Origin of the sequence: Nonlabens sp. (assembly GCF_018401815.1) — a bacterium.
Classification (GTDB): domain Bacteria; phylum Bacteroidota; class Bacteroidia; order Flavobacteriales; family Flavobacteriaceae; genus Nonlabens.
The window spans coordinates 208,897-230,362 of record NZ_JAGYKG010000004.1 but is presented as its reverse complement, the minus strand read 5'-3'; the positions used below and the strand labels follow the sequence as shown (position 1 = coordinate 230,362).

At 37.6% G+C, this 21,466-nt stretch carries 21 protein-coding genes; 12 read left to right on the top strand and 9 right to left on the bottom strand.

Annotated elements, in window-relative coordinates:
- Window positions 1-77: 77 nt before the first annotated feature.
- The 8 genes from KG732_RS09450 to KG732_RS09415 all read left to right on the top strand — a co-directional run bounded on the left by KG732_RS09450 (window position 78) and on the right by KG732_RS09415 (window position 9,101).
- Entirely contained in the window at window positions 78-1,790 is a 1,713-nt protein-coding gene (locus KG732_RS09450) for a phospho-sugar mutase (RefSeq protein WP_213522903.1), read from the top strand.
- 3 nt (window positions 1,791-1,793) lie between these two features.
- The gene (locus tag KG732_RS09445) at window positions 1,794-3,617 is read left to right on the top strand and encodes an ABC transporter transmembrane domain-containing protein (protein WP_213522895.1); all 1,824 of its coding nucleotides are present in this window, start codon (window positions 1,794-1,796) and stop codon (window positions 3,615-3,617) included.
- 34 nt (window positions 3,618-3,651) lie between these two features.
- Entirely contained in the window at window positions 3,652-4,164 is a 513-nt protein-coding gene (locus KG732_RS09440) for a thioredoxin family protein (protein WP_213522893.1), read from the top strand.
- Between the two features lie 190 nt (window positions 4,165-4,354).
- A complete protein-coding gene (locus KG732_RS09435; protein ID WP_213522891.1) occupies window positions 4,355-6,028 on the top strand; it encodes a pseudouridine synthase in 1,674 nt (557 codons plus the stop codon).
- An 86-nt stretch (window positions 6,029-6,114) separates the two neighbouring features.
- Window positions 6,115-7,563, top strand: coding sequence for a DNA recombination protein RmuC (gene rmuC, locus KG732_RS09430; protein ID WP_213522889.1), 1,449 nt, complete (start codon window positions 6,115-6,117; stop codon window positions 7,561-7,563).
- Between the two features lie 125 nt (window positions 7,564-7,688).
- The gene (locus tag KG732_RS09425; protein ID WP_213522887.1) at window positions 7,689-8,309 is read left to right on the top strand and encodes a SatD family protein; all 621 of its coding nucleotides are present in this window, start codon (window positions 7,689-7,691) and stop codon (window positions 8,307-8,309) included.
- Window positions 8,293-8,481, top strand: coding sequence for a DUF3307 domain-containing protein (locus KG732_RS09420; protein ID WP_213522885.1), 189 nt, complete (start codon window positions 8,293-8,295; stop codon window positions 8,479-8,481). The genes KG732_RS09425 and KG732_RS09420 overlap by 17 nt, the downstream gene beginning before the upstream one ends.
- Before the next feature lie 74 nt (window positions 8,482-8,555).
- The gene (locus KG732_RS09415) at window positions 8,556-9,101 is read left to right on the top strand and encodes an acyl-CoA thioesterase (RefSeq protein WP_213522883.1); all 546 of its coding nucleotides are present in this window, start codon (window positions 8,556-8,558) and stop codon (window positions 9,099-9,101) included.
- On the opposite strand, the gene KG732_RS09410 is transcribed toward KG732_RS09415, so the two are convergent.
- The 3 genes from KG732_RS09410 to KG732_RS09400 are packed head-to-tail and all read right to left on the bottom strand — an operon-like array spanning window position 9,098 to window position 11,160.
- The gene (locus KG732_RS09410) at window positions 9,098-9,943 is read right to left on the bottom strand and encodes a DUF5777 family beta-barrel protein (RefSeq protein ID WP_213522881.1); all 846 of its coding nucleotides are present in this window, start codon (window positions 9,941-9,943) and stop codon (window positions 9,098-9,100) included. The genes KG732_RS09415 and KG732_RS09410 overlap by 4 nt on opposite strands.
- A 56-nt stretch (window positions 9,944-9,999) precedes the next feature.
- Window positions 10,000-10,767 carry a choice-of-anchor V domain-containing protein gene (locus KG732_RS09405; protein ID WP_213522879.1) on the bottom strand — a complete coding sequence of 256 codons (768 nt, stop codon included), beginning with the start codon at window positions 10,765-10,767 and terminating at the stop codon, window positions 10,000-10,002.
- 6 nt (window positions 10,768-10,773) lie between these two features.
- Window positions 10,774-11,160, bottom strand: a complete 387-nt coding sequence (locus KG732_RS09400) for a hypothetical protein (protein WP_213522877.1) — start codon at window positions 11,158-11,160, stop codon at window positions 10,774-10,776.
- A 73-nt stretch (window positions 11,161-11,233) separates the two neighbouring features.
- Between KG732_RS09400 and KG732_RS09395 the strand changes: the two genes are divergently transcribed.
- Entirely contained in the window at window positions 11,234-11,590 is a 357-nt protein-coding gene (locus tag KG732_RS09395) for a hypothetical protein (RefSeq protein ID WP_213522875.1), read from the top strand.
- A gap of 4 nt (window positions 11,591-11,594) precedes the next feature.
- Entirely contained in the window at window positions 11,595-12,128 is a 534-nt protein-coding gene (locus KG732_RS09390) for a YceI family protein (protein ID WP_213522873.1), read from the top strand.
- Between the two features lie 55 nt (window positions 12,129-12,183).
- Here KG732_RS09390 and KG732_RS09385 read toward each other — a convergent pair whose 3' ends face one another.
- From KG732_RS09385 to rpmH, 5 genes are all read right to left on the bottom strand, one after another.
- Window positions 12,184-12,666: a DUF3471 domain-containing protein gene (locus tag KG732_RS09385; RefSeq protein WP_213522871.1), complete on the bottom strand. Its 483-nt coding sequence runs from the start codon at window positions 12,664-12,666 to the stop codon at window positions 12,184-12,186.
- Window positions 12,666-13,709 carry a serine hydrolase gene (locus KG732_RS09380; RefSeq protein ID WP_213522869.1) on the bottom strand — a complete coding sequence of 348 codons (1,044 nt, stop codon included), beginning with the start codon at window positions 13,707-13,709 and terminating at the stop codon, window positions 12,666-12,668. Before KG732_RS09380 ends, KG732_RS09385 begins: the two co-directional genes overlap by 1 nt.
- Before the next feature lie 149 nt (window positions 13,710-13,858).
- Complete coding sequence (locus KG732_RS09375) at window positions 13,859-14,221, bottom strand: hypothetical protein (protein WP_213522867.1); 363 nt, start codon at window positions 14,219-14,221, stop codon at window positions 13,859-13,861.
- A 344-nt stretch (window positions 14,222-14,565) separates the two neighbouring features.
- Window positions 14,566-17,418, bottom strand: coding sequence for a carbamoyl-phosphate synthase large subunit (gene carB, locus KG732_RS09370; protein ID WP_213522865.1), 2,853 nt, complete (start codon window positions 17,416-17,418; stop codon window positions 14,566-14,568).
- A 102-nt stretch (window positions 17,419-17,520) separates the two neighbouring features.
- Window positions 17,521-17,685: a 50S ribosomal protein L34 gene (rpmH, locus tag KG732_RS09365; protein ID WP_015363895.1), complete on the bottom strand. Its 165-nt coding sequence runs from the start codon at window positions 17,683-17,685 to the stop codon at window positions 17,521-17,523.
- Between the two features lie 1,108 nt (window positions 17,686-18,793).
- On the opposite strand from rpmH, the gene KG732_RS09360 reads away from it, so the two are divergent.
- Complete coding sequence (locus KG732_RS09360) at window positions 18,794-20,332, top strand: YifB family Mg chelatase-like AAA ATPase (RefSeq protein WP_213522857.1); 1,539 nt, start codon at window positions 18,794-18,796, stop codon at window positions 20,330-20,332.
- Window positions 20,333-20,456: 124 nt separating this feature from the next.
- Window positions 20,457-20,807, top strand: coding sequence for an Hpt domain-containing protein (locus tag KG732_RS09355; protein WP_213522855.1), 351 nt, complete (start codon window positions 20,457-20,459; stop codon window positions 20,805-20,807).
- Between the two features lie 98 nt (window positions 20,808-20,905).
- On the opposite strand, the gene KG732_RS09350 is transcribed toward KG732_RS09355, so the two are convergent.
- Window positions 20,906-21,349: a DUF4268 domain-containing protein gene (locus KG732_RS09350; RefSeq protein ID WP_300980412.1), complete on the bottom strand. Its 444-nt coding sequence runs from the start codon at window positions 21,347-21,349 to the stop codon at window positions 20,906-20,908.
- Window positions 21,350-21,466: the final 117 nt, after the last annotated feature.

Genomic DNA, 21,466 nt, shown 5'->3' with positions numbered 1-21,466 from the left:
AATGAACCTTCCTACTGCCTACTCTTTTTACTGCCTACTTATTCCTATATTTGTCTAAGCAAATAAGATGACCCCACATGAATAAAGACCACATTCTTAAAACGGCACAATCCTGGACTCACGAGCCATTTGATGAGGCTACCATAACGCGCACACTAGCCTTAATCACGGCAGATAATGATGAGTTTAAAGAATCATTCTACAAAGATTTGGAGTTCGGTACTGGTGGAATGCGAGGTATTATGGGAGTGGGAACCAACCGGATTAATAAATATACCTTAGGAAAAAACACCCAAGGCCTTTCTAAATATTTAACTGAACAATTCCCTAAGGAACAAGTAAAAGTAGCTATAGCCTACGATTGCCGACACAATTCTAAAGAACTTGCACAAGTAGTCGCAGACGTTTTCAGTGCTAATGGTATTCATGTATATCTTTTTGCAGAGTTGCGCCCTACTCCACTGCTTTCTTACACCGTAAAAGCAAAAGGATGCCATGCAGGAGTTGTATTGACTGCAAGTCATAATCCGCCAGAGTATAATGGTTACAAAGTATACTGGCAAGATGGTGGTCAGTTGGTCCCACCACAGGATCAAGAAATATTAGATAGTATAGGATCCACAGACTTTAGTGACATCAATTTTAATGGAAATCCTAAATTGATAGAATTCCTTACTGAGGAAGATGATAATGCCTTTATAGAAGACAGTATCAAAGCCGGCCGAATAGCTGGTGATATAGATCGATCTCGATTAAAAATTGTTTTTACCAGTCTTCACGGTACGAGTATTACCTTACTACCAGAAACGTTGAAACGTGCGGGTTATACCGATTTACATGTCGTTAAAGAACAAGCTTTTCCAGATGGTGATTTCCCAACGGTTCCATCTCCTAACCCCGAAGAGCCAGAAGCATTAAAAATGGCTGTTGATCTGGCTGATAAAATTCATGCTGATATTGTAATAGGAACAGATCCAGATGGCGACCGTTTAGGTGTTGCCGTGCGAGACAATGATGGTAACATGCTATTGCTTAATGGCAACCAGACCATGATTGCTATGACCGATTTCCTTTTGAAGCAAACCGATTTAAAAACCTTAAAGAATCCATTTATAGGCTCTACAATTGTTTCTACACCTATGATGCACGATTTAGCGCGTTCCTATGACGTAGAATGTAAAGAAGGTCTGACTGGTTTTAAATGGATTGCAAAGATGATTGAAGACTATCCTGGCCAAGACTTTATAGGTGGTGGAGAGGAAAGTTTTGGATATATGGTAGGAGATTTTGTACGTGATAAAGATGCTATTACAGCAGCATTATTAGCTTGTGAGATGTACGCTTTCGCGAAAGCGAATAACTCTACCACTTACAAAGAGTTGATAAAACTCTACCTAACACACGGCTGTTATCAAGAAAAACTCGTTTCCCTTGTTAAAAAAGGAATTTCTGGAGCAGAAGAGATCAAACAAATGATGGTAAATTTAAGGGAAAACCCGCCTGCTCAGATAGGTGGACAAGATGTCACCATTATAGAAGACTATGCTGCCAGTACTCGAATAAACAAGCAATTGAACAAAAATGAACGCATTAATATTCCTAAAGCTAATGTGTTGATCTTCTATCTAGCCGATGGCTCAAAGATTGCAGCACGTCCTAGTGGTACAGAACCAAAAATAAAATTCTATATCTCGGTAAAAACAGCGCTGCATGAAGTAGAAAATTATACTAACGTTCGCGCGCAGTTAGAAGAAAAAATTAAAGGCATTCTTGCCAGTTTTGACATGTAAGCAATGAATTATTTTAAAGAGATTTTACAGTATGCTAAGCCCTATAAGGGCTATGGAATACTCAATATAATTTGCAATGTGTTTTTTGCTTTTTTTGGAGCCTTGAGTTTTATTTCATTGATTCCAATGCTCGATGTTCTTTTTGACAAGACGCAACAAGTCACCACAAAACCAGAGTGGACCGGAATACTTGACCTAATGTCTTATATCAAAGGTTCTTTGGGATTCTATCTCACTAGCGAAATAGGTGACAAAGAAACGGCCTTATTACTGGTCATAGGATTGGTATTGGCCCTTTTCTTTTTGAAAAATTTATTCGGTTATTTAGGAATGTACTTTATTGCGTTTCTGCGCAATGGGGTTTTGAGAGATATTAGAAATGATATGTATTCTAAAATAGTGCATCTTCCCATCGCCTATTTTTCTGAAAAAAGAAAAGGTGATGTAATTGCAAGAACAAGTGCTGATGTACTGCAAGTACAAAACAGCTTTCTATCCATATTGGAACTTATAGTTAAGGAGCCTTTAAATATTCTATTCTCCCTAGCCCTTATGATTGTTATCAGCCCTAAACTGACCATCTTTATGCTTCTATTTTTGCCTGTTTCTGGTTTTTTAATCTCTCGAATAGGTAAGAAACTTAAAAAACGAAGCGATCAAGTTCAAAAAGAACAAGGATATTTCATGTCCCTACTGGAAGAAACTCTGGGTGGCCTTAAGGTCATAAAAGGATTTAATGCTGAAAATAGGTTAGAAGAAAGTTTTCAAAATAGCACCAGTAGGCTTTATAGATTTGCGGTCAAGCTTAACCACAGAAAAGGACTAGCGAGTCCAGTTAGTGAATTTCTCGGCATTTTGGTTATAGGTATTTTACTTTGGTATGGTGGTCGCCTTGTTATTGTAGAACAAGATATTGAAGGGACTACTTTTATAGGGTTTATGTTACTTGCTTATGGAATTTTAACTCCGGCAAAAGCACTGTCAAAAGCCAGTTATCAAGTAAAAGAGGGCGATGCAGCTGCTCAGCGTGTGCTCGAAATACTTCATACTAAAAATGATATTGCAGATCAACAAGGAGCTGTAACTATTCCCGCTTTCGCGAAAGCGATAAACGTCAACAATATCACCTTCTCTTACTTGGAAGAACCCGTACTCAAAAACTTTTCCCTTCATATTAAGAAAGGATCTAGTGTGGCCCTAGTGGGGCAAAGTGGTTCTGGGAAAAGTACTATAGCAAATTTACTTACCAGATTCTATGATGTAGAAAAAGGAAGCATTAGCATAGACGACTTAGATATTAAGGAAGTAACGCTTAAAAGTCTAAGAGATCAAATAGCTATTGTGACCCAAGATTCTATCTTATTCAATGATTCGATTGCTACCAACGTGGCCTTAAGCGACAAAAATGCGTCTGAAGAACAAATTATCGAGGCCTTAAAAATTGCCAATGCTTGGGAATTTGTAAAAGAACTTCCCGAAGGCATTTATACCAATATTGGTGACAGTGGGAATAAACTCAGTGGTGGACAAAAACAGCGCCTTTCTATTGCCCGAGCAGTACTCAAAAATGCCCCAATCCTGATTCTAGATGAAGCTACTAGTGCTCTAGATACCGAAAGTGAACGACTGGTGCAAGATGCCCTAGAGAAAGTGATGAAAAACAGAACTTCTATAATCATTGCCCACCGTCTATCTACTATTCAAAAAGCTGATCATATTGTAGTTATGAAAAAAGGGGAAATCGTAGAGCAAGGAACTCATGCAACTTTAATTGCTCAAGCAGGACTTTACCACAGTTTAGTAGGCATGCAAAGCTTAGGGGCATAAATTTTAGTATATTTATCTGATAAAATTGAAAAACATGAACAAGCTTCTTCTTCTAGTTGTATTTCTAATCGCAGGCACTTCCCTATCAAAGGCTCAAGAGACTGTCGATGTGCTAATGAAAAAGGCACTGAGTGAGGCGGCAGCTTCAGAAAAACACGTACTCGTTAAATTTGAAGCTTCTTGGTGTGGGTGGTGTCACCGCATGAATGAGCAACTAAAAGATCCAAGTGTAGCTTCTTATTTTAAAGAAAATTATGTGATGCTTCCAATCGTTGTTTTTGAAAATGGCAATAACGTATCCTTAGAAAACCCTGGCTCTAGAGAGTTATTAAAGAAATATAAAGGGGCAACGGCTGGACTGCCATTTTGGGTCATTCTTGATGGATCAGGAAATGTGATTACCAACTCTTTTAATGAAAAAGGTGTAAACCTAGGCTGCCCAGCTTCTCAAAAAGAGGTTGTTGTTTTTATTGAAAAATTAAAAGCCACCTCTGAGATGAGCAAGGAAGACGAAAAAAATGTGGCCATCGTGTTTACTAAAAAATAATTTCAAAAAAAACTTGCCTTAATAGCTTATTTGACGTTTTAACAGGAAGTATAAAGGTTGGTTTTTTTACTGTAATTAACTGTATCCAACCTGTACTAAGCGCATGTCCTCCAACTGCGTTCCCATTTAAGAGTTCCTAGAAGCAATCTTTTAATCCTACCTTTGTTATATTAACAAATCCTTCTATTTAATGAATTCTATTTTGCACCGATTTGATCTAAAAGAAACTATCGATGTGCCTTCAAAATTCACTTTTCCCTTTCTTTACGAGCCACATCCACTGGCGGTAGAAGCTGTACAACAATTAAAAACCTATCTAGATGGGTTTAAAAATTGGTTTTACGATTTGAATTTAGGACCCAAAAATTACCAGCACCCTCTTGGAAAGATGTTTGGAGTTCTAGTTGTAGAAGATAGCTCCGGAAAATTGGGACATCTATGGGCTTATTCTGGTGTCATTACTGGAGAACAAAAGGATTCTCTATTTGTTCCTTTAGTATTCAATATGTTCTCAGAGAATAGTAATTATTTCAAAGAAAATTCTCAGCTCGATGTCTGGAATAAAAAAATCACTATCTTAGAAAAGGATGTCCTTTACCTGAAAAATAAAAAACAGCTTCAAAAATTAGAAAAAGAAAACGAGCTGCTGCTCTACAATCAGCGTAAAAAACATTCACAACTTAAAGCCGAGCGTAAAAAACAACGTGAAGAGGCAGTGCATTCTCTAACTGAGAGCGCCTATCAAAAATTACTGGATTTGCATCAAACAAAGGGAATGCATGCCAAGTTTCTTTTAAAGGAATACCAGGTGTTTTTAAATGCGAAGAAGGCTCCGCTAGAAAAAGCTATTGCCATACATGAGGAAGAAATTAAAGAGTATAAAACAGCCCGGAAGGAATTATCCAACAAGCTTCAGAGTTGGATTTTTGAACAGTATCAATTCCTCAATGCAAAGGGAGTTTCTAAAAATGCCCTACACCTTTTTAAAAATATACCGCCCTACTTTCCACCTTCGGGTACTGGCGACTGTGCTGCACCTAAATTGTTGCAATATGCATATCGCAACAATTTAAAACCAGTTGCGATGGCAGAGTTTTGGTATGGAGCATCTCTAAAATCACAAATTAGAAAGCACGGCCATTATTATCCGTCTTGTCGTTCTAAATGTGAACCCATCCTAGAACACATGCTACAAGGTCTGGAGGTGGATGATAACCCTATGTTGATCAATCCTGCTGTAGGGAAAGAACTTTCACTCATTTATGAGGACGATTATATTATGGCAGTAAATAAGCCAGAGGAGTTCCTTTCTGTGCGGGGTAAAACTATAGAAGATTCTGTGGAGTATAGAATGAAGAAGCGTTTTCCTCAAGCTACTGGACCACTTATAGTTCATAGACTGGACATGAGTACTTCTGGAATCTTAGTACTTACAAAATCCTTAGAAGTTCATAAAAAACTACAAGAACAGTTTGAAAACCGCAGCGTTAAAAAGCGGTATGTGGCTTTATTGGAAGGGGAAGTAAAAGAAGATATTGGGTTTATTGATTTGGCTCTACGCGTTGATCTGGATAACCGTCCTTTTCAAATGGTAGATCCTGTGTACGGTAAAAGTGCTCGAACAAAATTTGAGGTTTTGGAGCGTAAAGATGGCAAAACTAGGGTGTATTTCTATCCCATAACAGGTCGCACGCATCAGTTGCGTGTTCATGCCTCCCATCCCTTAGGACTGAACTGCCCAATTATAGGCGATGATCTATACGGTTTTAAAAAAGACCGATTGTACTTACATGCAGAGCAACTGGAATTTACACATCCGGTAACTTTAAAACCTGTTGTGATTCACGTACCTGCACCTTTCTAAGCTGTTATTAGACTTGTGGATAACTAGATGCCCTTATTATTTTAAGACGGGAGCACAGGTCGTATTTTTACCATAAATGTATTTTTATGTCTCAAGAATTGAATTGGTTGTTGTTTTTGACCATCGGTGTGTTGATCGGTGCTGTTGTGGCTTGGTTTTTTGCAAAAACACGTTTCGCAGGAACTATAAATCTTCTAGAATCAGAGAAAAATCAATTGGACTCTCAACTTTCCAAATTGCAGCCTGCTTTAGAAGAACGCGATCAACTGCGACATGAAAATAGCCAGTACAGCGCACAATTAGAGCAAAAACTAGAAAACCTGCAAGAATTGGCTGGTCGACTTCAAAGACTAGATAAAGAATATCGCGAGATCGCTATTGAAAAAGAGAACTTAAATATATTACTTGCTGAGCAACGTACCGCTTTCGCGAAAGCGGAAGAAAAGCATACAGAAGCACAAGGGGAAATAGAAAAACTCAATGAAAAGTTTACCAAAGAATTTGAGAACCTCGCCAACAAAATTCTAGATGAAAAAAGCATCAAGTTTACCGACCAAAACAAAAAAAATATAGAACAAATTCTGAGTCCGCTACAAGAAAAGATCATAAGTTTTGAAAAGCGTGTAGAAGACACACATAAAGATACCATAGACCGTCAAAGCGCCTTAAAACAACAGATTTTAGGTCTTAAAGAACTCAACCAACAAATGAGTAAAGAAACCAACAACCTCACCAAAGCATTAAAAGGAGATTCAAAAATGCGTGGGAATTGGGGAGAGTTGGTACTGGAACGAGTGCTAGAAAAATCTGGTCTTGAAAAAGGATCTGAATACGAAGTACAGCAAAGCATTAAAACTGAAGATGGAAGAAGCTTGTTTCCCGATGTAGTGATCCACCTTCCAGGAGGCAAGAAAATGGTGATCGATTCAAAAGTATCTCTTAATGCGTACGAGCGTTTTATCAATGAAGAAGATGAAGAGCTGCAACAACGTTATCTAAAAGAGCACGTAGCATCGCTTAAAAAACACGTGACCGACCTTTCTGGAAAGAACTATCACGATTACCATATAGAAAGTCCTGATTTTGTCTTGCTATTTGTGCCTATCGAGCCTGCTTTTGCTATGGCTTTAAATCTTGACGGCAACTTGTATAGTGAAGCTTTTGATAAAAATATAGTGATTGTTACCCCTACCACCCTACTGGCTACCTTACGTACGATTGATACCATGTGGCAAAATGAAAAACAGCAAAAAAACGCACTGGACATTGCAATTGCTGCTGGGGCTTTGTACGATAAATTTGTAGGACTTACAGAAGATTTGATCAAAGTAGGCACCCAAATGGATACGGTACAAAAAACCTATAAGTCTAGTATGAACAAGCTTACAGTAGGTTCTGGAAACCTGGTAGGCCGTATTGAACGATTAAAAAGATTGGGAGCAAAAGCTAACAAATCTCTTAATGAAAAACTCGTTAACCGAGCTATAGAGAGTGATCCAGACGTTTTGGAAGCTGGTGATGAGCCTTTGAGCTAGTGAAGAACCTGAGCTTTTTGTTCTGTTGTCCATTAGGAATTTTGTGCCATTAACACTAATTATTACGCAATAATGTAATAATGTGTTATTATTACGCTTTTACGTAATAATTTAAAACAGCTGATATGGAAGTAGTACTTGCCGGTGATATTATAGGTTCCCAGAAGAATCAACCAATAGCCTATCTCAAGACCATAGAAGAGGTATTAAAAAGATACTCAAGCCCCAACCGGTTCTTAATTTACCGAGGTGATAGTTTCCTAGCATGGATGGACCGTCCCGAACTGGCTCTTGATTGTGTTATAGAGTTAAAAGCTGCATTAAAAAGGACAGCACTTCTGGAGGTGCGTATAGCCATAGGTCTGGGTAGCGTAACCATGATCGATAACGATATTGCAAAATCTACTGGAACAGCACTTACAAAGTCTGAAGAGTTACAGGATATACTAAAGTCTAAAAAGCAAGAAATAATGATAGACAGCGGTAGACACTTAGATGTGTATATGAATAGTTTATTAAAAATGGCACTCCTCTTCATGAATGAATGGACAGAAAATGCTGCTGCTACCGTTTATGAGATGTTCAAAACACCACATATTACTCAAGCAGAGTTGGGTAAAAAACTAGGGGTTCAACAAGCTACTGCTAGTAGAAGACTCAACCGAGCTCACTGGCAAGAAACCCAAGAAGTTTTAAGCGTATTTAAACACTATTATAAAGACGGGAGCGATGGAAGTATTGATTAAACTTTTAATAGTACACTTTCTGGGCGATGTTGTCTTGCAGACTGATCAACTCATAAAGAAAAAAGAAAAACACCTGTTGGGTTCTGACCACCTTTATTGGAACCTTCTTCTTTTGGGGCGATACCAAATACTTTATTACAGAGGTAACAAGAGAGAACAGTCCTCATTTTAATCGAGATTAATTATTGAAATTCCGCTTTCGCGAAAGCGATATACCTATACCTATTATTGAACTACCCGTAAATTATGAAAGATAAATTCAAATCCCCAGAAGAATCTAGAGTGATGCTATCACTACTCATGTTACCTTCTAATGCTAACTTTTCAGGCAAAATACATGGTGGCTATGTGCTTTCCCTTATCGACCAAATTGCGTTTGCTTGCGCTTCAAAACACAGTGGGGTTTATTGTGTAACGGCCAGTGTAGATGTAGTGGATTTTAAAGCACCCATAGAGGTAGGCGAGATGTTGACTCTCAAAGCCACTGTTAATTACGTAGGTACCTCTTCTATGGTAGTAGGAATACGTGTAGATGCAGAAAACATTCAAACAGGCGAGTCTAAGCATTGTAATTCTTCTTTTTTTACTATGGTAGCCAAAGATGAGCACGGAACAACCGTACCTGTTCCTGGACTTAAAATAAGTAATGAAACTCATGTGCGCCGATTTGCACGAGCCATAAAAAGGAAGAAAATAAAAATAAAAAGCAACCGAGAAATTGACACCGCTAATTTCTCTGACGCTAGCTATAAAGAAGAGTTAAAGAAATATAATGTAGAAATCAATCTTTAAAAAACACGTACCAGATTAAATCCAAAATAAAACCTTCCTTCTGTCCAGTCGCCTGTTGCTTGACTCAAAAAACCATTGGTTAACATAGGCTGAGCGTTTGTAAAATGCATTTGGAAAACGTGGCCTCCGGTTTCCAGGTCCACACCTATACTTAAAGGATTTACAAATGGACTGCCGTCTGCGCGATTCAAATGATACCCGTAATCGGCATTGAGACTCCACCTGTTAGTTAATTTATATCGGGCACCTAATCCCATAGCATATTGCGTATTGTCTTGTGGATCAAAAGCGACAAAATTTTGGTGGAATAAGGTAGGACTTAGTTGGGCCGACAATCTTTTAGATATTTTCCTAGCTATAATAAATTGAGCGGTATACCCCAGTCGATCTATAAATTCTAATTTAGGGTAAATGGACTTATCTAATTCCGTATTGGCATCTATTGCTGTAAATAAAGCAATAGAAAAAGGAACACCTTCTTCTTGTTGTTTTTTTAATTTAAATTTTGTGGCAAGTTGGTAGGTTTTATTAAAGCCCGTACGACTTGCTTCCACATGCATCCATTCGGTAAGTCCGTAAGCAAATTGAAATCGAGTAACGGCATTATCCATACCGAAGAGGTCATCGATACCATTCTCTACACTTCCAAAACGGTGAGAGATGATCAATTGAAATTCTTTAGGAGCTACTAATTTGGTAGTTTCAAAATTGACCACTTTCAATGATTTCCATGTAGCGATTACTTCTTGATCCTTCTCAGGATCGAGTCCTTCTAATAAATCTTCTTGAGCGCCAGCAATTAGAGCCGACAAGAATACGAATAAGGTGGATAGATGTTTCATAATATCAAAAAAAGCCGCCTAAACAAATAGAGCGGCTGTAATTAATGGGTTATTATTTATTTTTTGATGAATTTCTGAGTAGAAACTTTGTCACCTACGATTACCTGACTGATATAAATTCCTGTAGACAGAGAAGTCACATCAATTTGGGTTTGTCGTTCTATGCTGCGTTGTAATACGGGCTGTCCATTCATATTGTAAATAGTTAAGGCTGCTTCTTCAGAATTTGCCAATTCAATAGTCACGTCATTTACGACATGAGTAGGAAACAATTTAAAGGAACTGATCAACTCGTCTGCATTAGTTAACACCGCAGAAGACTGGCCATTAATCATTTGATCACCACTATTAGCTCCATTATTATTAGCTTGAAGGGTGGCGTAATAAAAAGTTACTGGTCCCTGATCTGAAGCTGGCGCTGTCCATCGTAACGTCCAGTTGTTACTAGTGTTTCCGGCAGAAGTATGTGTTAATCCAGTGCCCCCATTGCGCAATTGAGTGCCTGCTCCTGCAGTCCAAGAACCTACTTTAGTTCCGCCAGCAACTTCTGCTGTGATATTAAAACCAAATTTTGACACACTAGACCCATTAATCATAAGATTCATATCATAGGTTTGTCCTGCGATGTAAGCCGCAGGCACACTAGTAAGTGATGGTGTACCGTTATGGGTTGCTCCCGGAGCATGACAATTGGTACAGGTGTTACCGGCGTCTCCAGGTGATCCTGAAAAGCTAGCTGGTTGACCACTTGAAAAACTTACAAGTATCAATAATGCAACAGGAATTGCGGTTAAAACACTGTAAAATGAGTAGTTCTTTTTCATAAATTTTTAATTAGAGGGGTTTATAACTATCGCTTGATCTATTTTAATTTCTTCCAGTAAGTCGTCGTATCCCAAACAACGACCTTTTAACGTGTAGGTTTGATTTAAAGCAACCTTGTGTGGCGTGTTGAACTCTATAAATACTTGACCATCTAAAGTTATAGAGTTCGTTGATGTAGCAGTGGCTACCCCTGAAACTTCAATCACCTGATCTAATGCATCTGTATCATTAGCGCTGTCCTGATCAGTAAAAAGATCTATAAGTTCTGAAGAGGTATAGGATGCCGTTGCATTACTTGTTACCACGTCACGGTGATCCTGATACAAATAATTGTACCCAAGAATGCCTAGGATGACGATAATAAAAAAAACTATAAGTACTATTTTTTTCATCTGTAATGCCAAATATCTTCTAAATTTATAACATATTGCACATAATTATATATTTAAAGCAAAATAATCCGACATGAAATACACGTTTTTTAGCATATTTGCTGCTCTAACACTCGCCTCTTGTTCTAATACGAGTCCGGATGATCTGGTAGACGATACTCCGATTACAACAACCATAAAGTATACTACAGACATTTTTCCAATTGTAGAAAGTCAATGTTTGTCCTGTCACAACGATAATTCTGCTTCTGGAAATAATAGTTATAGCAGCTATACTCAATTTAGAAACGCCACAGAAAACGGCAATGTTATTGATCGAATTACTAGAAGTGTAGGAGACCCGTTACTCATGCCTCAAGGCGGTCAATTACCTCAAAACAGTATTGACATTATTCTGCAGTGGCAACTTGATGGATACCTAGAAAATTAATCTTATGAAAAATATTTTTATTTTATTACTACTAAGCTCTTTATCGCTCCATGCTCAAAAGAAGGTGACCAAAACAGGAAGCATACACTTTGAAGCTTCTGTACCTTCTTTTGAACCTATTCAAGCTACTAATAATAGCACCACCGTGGTACTTGATGACCAAGGAAACCTAGCAGCACTGGTTTTGATCAAAGGCTTCAGGTTCCCTATTGCTTTGATGCAAGAACATTTTAATGAAAACTATATGGAAAGCGATGACTATCCTAAAGCTACTCTAAGAGGTGCATTATTGAATTATGAGAATTACCTAAAAGACGGCTCCAGGCAGACGTTAAGATTTAAAGGAACTCTCGAGATGCATGGAGTTATAAATGATATAGAAATTCCAGTAGAGCTTGTCTCTACTCAAAAGGGTTGTAAATTACACGCTGATTTTAAAATCAATCCTACCGATTACAAGATTGATATTCCCTCTGTTGTTAGAAAAAAAATAGCGGATCAAATAAAAGTAGCCGTTGATGCTACTATGCTTGAATAAGTAAAAAATGTCCAGATACATTCGGTTTGCACCTTTTTATTTTATTCCTTTGCTCCTATTCTACTCTCTTAGCATTCATTTCATCAAAAAAGAAGTCGTCGTTAGGAATATCAAAAGTGATTCCTGTTACCTTTCCATAGGCATCACTTTCAAATTTGATGGTTCCAAAACTGAACCAGGCTTGTGGCTCCTTCCATAATACTTCATAGGAGTCGTAATTAAAATGCTTCAAACTGCTGTTCAATAATGGCGTGTGTTCCCATAGTAATTGGAGCTTTCCATCTTTTTCAACCACTTCAAAGTTTCCATAAATATCTGCATGATACCTTCCTAGGATGGCTTCTTTTTTGAGAATAGGCTGAGTTCCTTTTATTTGCTTTTCCTTTCTTTCTGCTATTCTCGTGTCGCTTGCTTTCCATTGATCATAACTTTCTAGCATTTCCTTGCTCCAGTCTTTTTTATCTCTGTTCAGGAAACGATCTAATATGTAATAGGCGATAGCATTGGTTGGTGCTTTCACACCATTGGTCAGCACCACTACACACCCAATTTTTCATCTGGTAACATTTGCACTGTAGAAATCATTCCGTCGTAACCACCGCCATGACGCACTCTAAAGTTACCGTAATAATCACCTAAAAACCATCCCAAACCATAACCCGCATATTGGGATCCAGTAGCATTTCTTTTTACCTGATTTACACCAAAACTGTTGTGTAAATTCCACATAGTATTGCGGCTGTCTATAGAAAAAAGAGTGTCCTGATCTTTTACCCCGTGATTCATGTTGAGAATCATCCATTTGCTCATATCATGAACGCTAGAGATCATTCCACCTGTAGACTTCACATTATCCCAACCTACCCATGGAATTGCATAATTCTTATTATTAGCATCCAGCGCATGAGGAGTCGCCACATTGGTATTGTTTCCAAAATCTTGAATGCTCACCACTGTATCATGCATCTCTAACGGTTTCAAAAAACGCTCCGTCACATTTTCTTTAAAGCTCTTGCCGGTTACTTTTTCTATCAAGGCCCCTGCGGTAATAAACATCAAATTAGAATACCCATAACCATCTCTGAATCCGTAGGCTTGGGGAACAAACTTAATGCGCTTTACCACTTCTTCTGTACTCAACTCAGACTTGTACCAAATCACATCACCAGAAAAAGTCCCAAGTCCTACATTGTGACTTAGCAAATCTTCAATAGTCACCAGCCTGCTTATCGCAGGATCATATAGCTCAAAATACGCCAAATGATCTTGCACTTTATCTTTCCAATTGACTTTACCCTCGTCTACCAGTTGTGCCATAATTGCCGCTGTAAAAGCTTTTGTATTACTGGCAATCGCATAAAGTGTGTGCTCATCTGGCTGTTGCTTTTCATTTACATCCATCTGACCGTAACCCTTTTCAAAGACTATTTTACCGTCTTTTACAATACCAACACTCAAGCCAGGAATATTCCAGTCTTTTTGTGTCTGAGAGATGTAGTTGTCTAGCGCTTTGTAATCTACTTTTTGAGCAAATACCGCTGTAGAAATGAATACAACAGATAGCAATAGAATCTTTTTCATGAAATAGCTTTTAAGGAATGAAGATAGGGATTGTTTCGCTTTCGCGAAAGCGAAACAATATCCATAAAAACAACAAAGCCACAGAAGCTATCAACTTCTGGGGCTTTGAATATAAAATCAGTAGTTAGTGGGTGGAAAAGGAACCCTTACTATTTTCCAAAACTAAACCCGGATTGTTTTCTTTCTAACTGCTTCCGGATCTTATAAATCAAAGGAAACGTCATCCACATGCCTATGATTCCTAAAAATAACAATCCCAAAACTTTATTCGTTTTTGAAAGCTGTCGCATGGGAGCTACTTGAAGAACATACCAAATAGCATAAGCTGTAATTGGTAAACCTAATGCCGTAATAAATAGGAATGGCACCGCATCACGGAAGAACTGGTCATAAAAATCTGGAAAGCCGAAACTTAAAACAAATCGGCTTAAAAAGATAATGGAGTAAAACAGGATCAACCATTGCACATTTCTGGTATGCTTATATATGCGCTCTTTGTTTATATCTTCCATATTCTAAAAGTAACATTTTAGTTATGTCTTGACAAGTATTTAAACAATAATAATTTTAAGAATATCAGAAGGTCTTCCTATATCTTGAAATCTCGCCCTTCTCGACTGCGCTCCAACTGACCCATAATGCTTTCATATGTCCTCGCTTTCGCGAAAGCGAAACTCAAGGTCTACCAACAAGAAAACCCTAAAAGTTAGTTGCTTTTAGGGTTCTCTTTTGTAACATTTCATACTGTAAAATGCTTGGTCGAGCACTGCATAAATTTCAGCAAAGGCTTGGTCTAGACCTCATTTAATAATCTCGATGTGGAATCGATCTCGACTATAGCTCGAACTGACAACTTTTACTTACTCAAATACATTCTGCGTCTCGCGTATAAATCATAAAACGCATCGTCTTTTAAGCTGTCGATAAACAAGATGCTTTCTCCTGTAGATTTCATTTCTGGTCCTAGACGCTTGTCCACGTTAGGGAATTTATTGAATGAAAATACAGGTTGCTTGATCGCATAACCATCCAGTTGAGGGTTGAAATCAAAATCGGTCACCTTGTTGTGTCCTAACATCACTTTTGTAGCATAGTTCACATAAGGTTCTCCGTAAGCCTTTGCTATAAATGGAACCGTACGTGATGCTCTTGGATTAGCTTCAATGATATATACCATATCATCTTTAACCGCAAACTGAATATTGATCAAACCTACCGTTTCTAATGCTAGTGCAATCTTTTTAGTATGGTCTTTAATTTGTTGCATCACCAGATCCCCTAATGTAAAAGGCGGTAGCAAAGCGTTAGAATCTCCAGAGTGCACTCCGCAAGGTTCTATGTGCTCCATAATACCGATGATATAGACATTTTCTCCATCGCAGATCGCATCTGCTTCTGCTTCTATAGCTCCATCTAGATAATGATCGAGTAAGAGCACATTATTAGGTATTTTTCTTAAAATATCTACTACGTGTTCTTCGAGCTCATCTTTATTGATTACGATTTTCATTCCTTGTCCTCCGAGCACATAAGAAGGTCTTACCAAGATAGGAAAGTTCAATTCGTCTGCCGCGGCGAGCGCTTCAGCAGGTGTAGTTGCTGTAGCAAATTCTGGATAAGGGATATCATTATCTTGTAATAATTTAGAGAACAATCCGCGATCTTCAGCGAGGTTGAGTGCTTTATAGCTGGTACCCAAAATCTTTATTCCGTATCGATCTAGTTTTTCAGCTAGTTTTAGAGCGGTCTGACCACCTAATTGTACGATCACACCTTCTGGTTGTTCATGACGTATGATGTCGTAAATATGTTCCCAAAAGACTGGTTCGAAATACAATTTATCTGCTGTATCAAAATCGGTAGAAACCGTTTCTGGATTACAGTTGATCATGATAGTTTCATAGCCACATTCCTGAGCAGCATAAACGCCGTGAACACAACAGTAATCAAACTCAATTCCTTGCCCTATACGGTTAGGACCAGAACCTAAAACGATTACTTTCTTTTTATCAGACACGATACTTTCGTTTTCCACGTAGCGTTTCCCATCAGCAGTTTCAATGTCTGCCTCAAAAGTCGAGTAGTAATAAGGAGTATCTGCCTTGAACTCTGCCGCACAGGTATCCACCAATTTATAAACTCGGTTGACATTCATTTCCTCACGCAATGTGTAGACCTCAGACTCGAGACATCCCAACATATGTGCGATTTGACGGTCAGCAAATCCCTTTTGTTTTGCTTCTAGTAGTAGCTTTCGCGAAAGCGTGCTCACATCAAACTTCCCGATTTCTTTTTCTAGTAAGAAGAGTTCTTCAAACTGCTTTAAGTACCACATATCTATTCTGGTAATCTCGTGAATGCGCTCCAATGAGATTCCCATAGCAACAGCATCGTATAATGCAAAAACACGATCCCAACTGGCGTTAGTTAGTTTTTCAATTACTTGGTTATAATCGGTATAGCCTTTTCCATCTGCTCCAAGACCGTTGCGCTTAATTTCTAGCGACTGTGTGGCTTTGTGAAGGGCTTCTTGAAACGAGCGACCTATACCCATCACTTCACCTACCGCTTTCATTTGAAGACCTAATGTACGATCTGCACCTTCAAATTTATCGAAATTCCAGCGAGGTATTTTTACAATAACATAATCTAAAGTAGGTTCAAAAAGAGCTGAAGTGTTACCAGTAATCTGGTTGTTCAACTCGTCTAGTGTATAACCTAGGGCTAATTTAGTAGCAATTTTTGCGATAGGATAACCTGTAGCTTTACTTGCTAAAGCTGATGATCGAGATACACGAGGATTGATCTCAATAGCAATGATCTCTTCTCTTTCATCTGGACTTACTGCAAATTGTACATTACAGCCACCTTCAAATTCACCAATACTGCGCATCATGTGAATAGCCATATCGCGCATCTTTTGATACGTACGATCTGACAAAGTCATTGCAGGTGCTACCGTAATAGAATCTCCTGTATGGATTCCCATAGGATCCATATTCTCGATGGTACAGATAATAACTACATTATCATTTTTATCACGCAGTAATTCTAATTCATATTCTTTCCAACCCAAAAGAGCTTTATCAATCATGACTTCATGGATAGGAGATACCTCTAGTCCCATGGTCAATAACTCGTCATAATCTTCTTCTTTATGAACAATCGCAGCACCAGCACCTCCTAAAGTAAAAGAAGAACGAATACATAATGGAAAACCGAATTCTTGAGCAATTTCTTTTCCTTTCAAAAATGATGTAGCGGTAGCTTGAGGTGCCATCCCGATACCTATTTCACCCATCAATTTTCTAAACTTCTCTCTGTCCTCTGTAATATTAATAGCGTCAATATCAACACCTATTAAATCTACACCATGATCTTCCCAGATCCCTTTTTCTTGGGCCTCGATACATAAATTTAATGCTGTTTGACCACCCATAGTAGGTAAAACTGCATCAATTTGTGGATGCTCCTTTAAAATTTTTCTTAAAGAAGTGGTATTCAATGGCAATAAATAAACATGATCTGCCATACTTGGATCAGTCATGATGGTTGCTGGGTTGGAGTTGATTAAGATAGTTTCAATACCTTCTTCCCGTAGGGATCTTAGTGATTGAGAACCAGCATAATCAAACTCACAAGCTTGACCTATGATGATCGGTCCACTACCTATTAATAAAATGGATTTGAGGTCGTTTCTTTTTGGCATTGTAGTGTATTTTTCTAAAGCTTAAATATCGTAAAATTTGGGTATAAAAAAGGGCGTCAATTCTAAAGAATTAACGCCCATTATATGATTATAAGTAACTCATTACCTCTTGTGTCTTCTTTCAGTAGAAACAGATAGTTTTTTACGTCCTTTAGCTCTACGACGTGCAAGAACTTTACGACCACTTACAGAAGCCATGCGCTCTCTGAAACCGTGCTTGTTTCTTCTTTTTCTTTTACTTGGTTGGTATGTTCTCTTCTGTGCCATAGCTTGAAATCTGTGTCTATATGTAAAAAGGCTTAAAAACCTTCATTTTTAATCGGCTGCAAATATAGCAACTCTTATATTACCTACAATAGATAATGTATTTTTTTTACAATTATTTTCTCTGCGGTAAATATAAGCTTGTTACAGCACTAAAAGTCCTTTTTAACGGCCGATTGTCTTTTGAAATCCCTTTTACTAGTCCCCCATACTTAGCTCCTGTTCACAACTACTTACTTACTTCGATACTTCTTAAAAGTAAAATAATAAGAAGCAACCCTTTTTACTAAATAGCAAACAGCTTCCGTATTGAAGAAAGAGTAATCGTGTTCTTCCAAAAATACCCCCCTACAAGTCGCAACACAATTAAAAATAGATCAAACATCTTCTCTAACAAATAGAAAAATAGAGCCCTTAGGTTTAAAAAACCTATGTAGTTATTTTATCCTATAACAACCAAAGTTAACAAGTTTTAAAAATCACAGGTAGGCCCTCTCCTAATCTGTTAGCTCTTCGCATCAAGCATAAATAAATGAGGTTAAGTTATTTCTTTATTACAGGTTTTTACAGTTCCGGAAGAATTACTAAAAACGTACCGTTGCTTGTAGCAGGCAACACCTATGTACCAATTAGACTAAACTACATCATTATCTATTTTTTACCTATGAGCTAAATGAATTACTAAAACCTCATGTCACTATACTTGAGTATGGTAAAACCCAACATTACAAAGACAGCAGGTTTTTCAAGGAATACGCATTTATAAAATGAATACATAATTCACTTTATCGATGATTTTAATGATATAAAACTCTTTTAATAGGTAAAATCTTACATTTAATCTAAAATAAATAACCTTTAGGTAATTATTTAAGTGTGCATAATTTTTGTTTTAAACTATTAATTATTTTTGGACCGGTGGTTGCATAAGTGATTAGAAGGGTTAGGGGACTGCTAATTACATTTCACCACTGCAGCTTTTTAAAAGTTGCTTAAATGGAGCTTCGGCTCCATTTATTTTTTTGTTTGATGTCATTTCTAGTTTCCATTAGTAACGGCAAGAATAATTGAAAAGCTTTCCACGACCTTACATTTCAGAAAAACCTGGTTTATGTTGACAAAAATTTACGGAAGTGCTGTTTTTGGTATTGAAGCTACCACAATTACCGTAGAAGTCAATGCCGATAGAGGAATAGGCTATCATCTAGTTGGACTTCCAGATAAAGCGATAAGCGAAAGTTCTTACCGTATTACTGCCGCCCTTAAAAACGTGGGTTATAAAATGCCTGGCATGAAATTGATACTTAATCTCTCTCCAGCCGATTTGAGAAAAGAAGGAAGTGCCTACGACTTGCCCCTTGCACTAGGAATACTTAATGCTTCTGGACAAATTAACAGCGATTTATTTAAAGATTATATCATTATGGGAGAGCTTTCTCTCGACGGACAGTTACAGCCGATAAAAGGAGCTTTACCTATTGCCATTAAAGCACGAGAGGAAGGGTATAAAGGGTTTATTTTACCTCAACAAAATGCAAGAGAAGCAGCAATTGTAGATGGCCTTCATGTGTATGGAATAGATAACATTCTGAAAGTAATTAATTTTTTCAATGAACAAGAAGAGCTGGAACCAACTATTGTGGATACTAGAGATGAATTCTTTCAAGCACTAGAACACCCAGAATTTGACTTTGCAGACGTCAAAGGTCAAGAATCAATCAAAAGATGCATGGAAATCGCCGCTGCAGGAGGGCATAATATCATTTTAATAGGTCCACCGGGTGCGGGAAAAACCATGCTAGCTAAAAGATTGCCTTCTATATTACCTCCAATGACCTTGCATGAAGCCTTAGAAACTACCAAAATTCATAGCGTTGCTGGTCGTACACAAGAAAAATCAGGATTGATGGCGCAACGGCCTTTTAGAAGTCCTCATCATACCATTTCAGATGTGGCCTTAGTCGGCGGTGGTGCCTACCCCCAACCTGGTGAAATTTCTCTTAGTCATAACGGCGTATTATTTTTAGATGAATTACCCGAATTTAAACGAACGGTGTTGGAGGTGATGCGCCAACCTTTAGAAGATCGAGAGGTAACCATCTCAAGAGCAAAGTTCACAGTTACTTACCCCTCCAGTTTTATGCTGGTAGCCAGCATGAATCCAAGCCCGGGTGGGTATTTTAATGATCCGAATGCCCCAGTGCAAAGCAGTCCATCTGAAATGCAACGCTATCTAGGAAAAATTTCTGGACCACTGCTCGATCGCATTGATATTCATATTGAAGTAACTCCTGTGCCTTTTGAAAAACTAACTGAAGAGCGACTTGCAGAAAAATCAACTGTTATTAGGGAACGTGTTACTGCAGCTAGAGACATTCAAACCGTACGCTTCAGCAAAAATGAAAAAACACATTACAATGCACAAATGACCGTAAAAGATATTAGAAAATACTGCACTCTTGACGAGGAAAGCAAACAAATGCTTAAACATGCAATGGAACGATTAAATCTAAGCGCCAGAGCATATGATCGCATACTCAAAGTTGCTAGAACTATCGCTGACTTAGCTGCTATAGAACAAGTAAATTCAACTCATATTGCTGAGGCTATTCAATATAGAAGCCTAGATCGTGATGGTTGGCTAGGTTAATCATACAAATCATCAGTAAAAGTTGCTTTTACTGATGATTATCAAATTTTAATTCGATTACTCTATCAGTTGATGTATATTGACTTACTTTATCGCCTTTTCTATAATTTTAAAGCTTTGATTTATGCCTTTAACTATACTTCCACTAACTGATCTCAGAGAGTCTTTTGACAATGACAAAGACATCCTCAGCTCTATTTTAGATATTTTCATGGTAGAAGTACCTGAAGACTGTCTTTTGCTCCAACAAAGCATAGAAAGTGGCGATTATGGGACTGCAGGAATGCAAGCCCATAAAGTAAAATCTAGTTATAGAACCTTAGGAATTACAGGAATGGCAACTATTTTACAAGAAATAGAAGATCGTGCAAAAAACAAAAAGGACATGCAGGATATTCCACATTTACTCGCTCAATTTAATGAAAATTATGAGCAAATTAATGCGCAAGTTTTATATACCAGAGAACAGTTATAAATGTTCGTAACATTTTCCTATTTATTTGTTTTTTTTTAAATTAGAATGCCTGAGTCTTATCATTACTTCCTTTTTTTAAAAAATAAAAAGGTCTACAACTAGTTGTCGATAAAGTCTTGATACTCCCTAAAGAAAAACTCTAAGCGATCCATATAGGTGTAAAAAAACTCATAAACCTTAGGCCAGTCGTGTTTCTTCTGTATTTTTACACCTTCGCATGTGACAAATACTCTAGAAATAGTCTTACCTGATTCCACTACATAATTCTCTTCAAAAATAAGTTCCTCACTCACCTCTTCCTTCATTATATTTTTAAGGCTTATTAATTTTTCATAGTAATAAGCTCTAAAAATGCTATCATCATGAGTGATATCTATAGATACCAATGCCCGCCTATCTTCAAATGAAAATTTGAGTATCACATTTTTTAGTTTTGTGTCGTACAACAACCATTTGCGATCGTATCGCTTTCCAAACATAATCCAGAACTGTTGTCTTACATTCTTTGCTTCTTCTTTAGAGTACATTTTAATCGATAACATATCAAATATATCTTATAATTATAATATTTGTTTGATACTACATCGATTTCGTTATTTTTTAAAAAAACATTTTACACCACTTAATAATTATTTTATTTTTCTTCCCGATTTTAATCA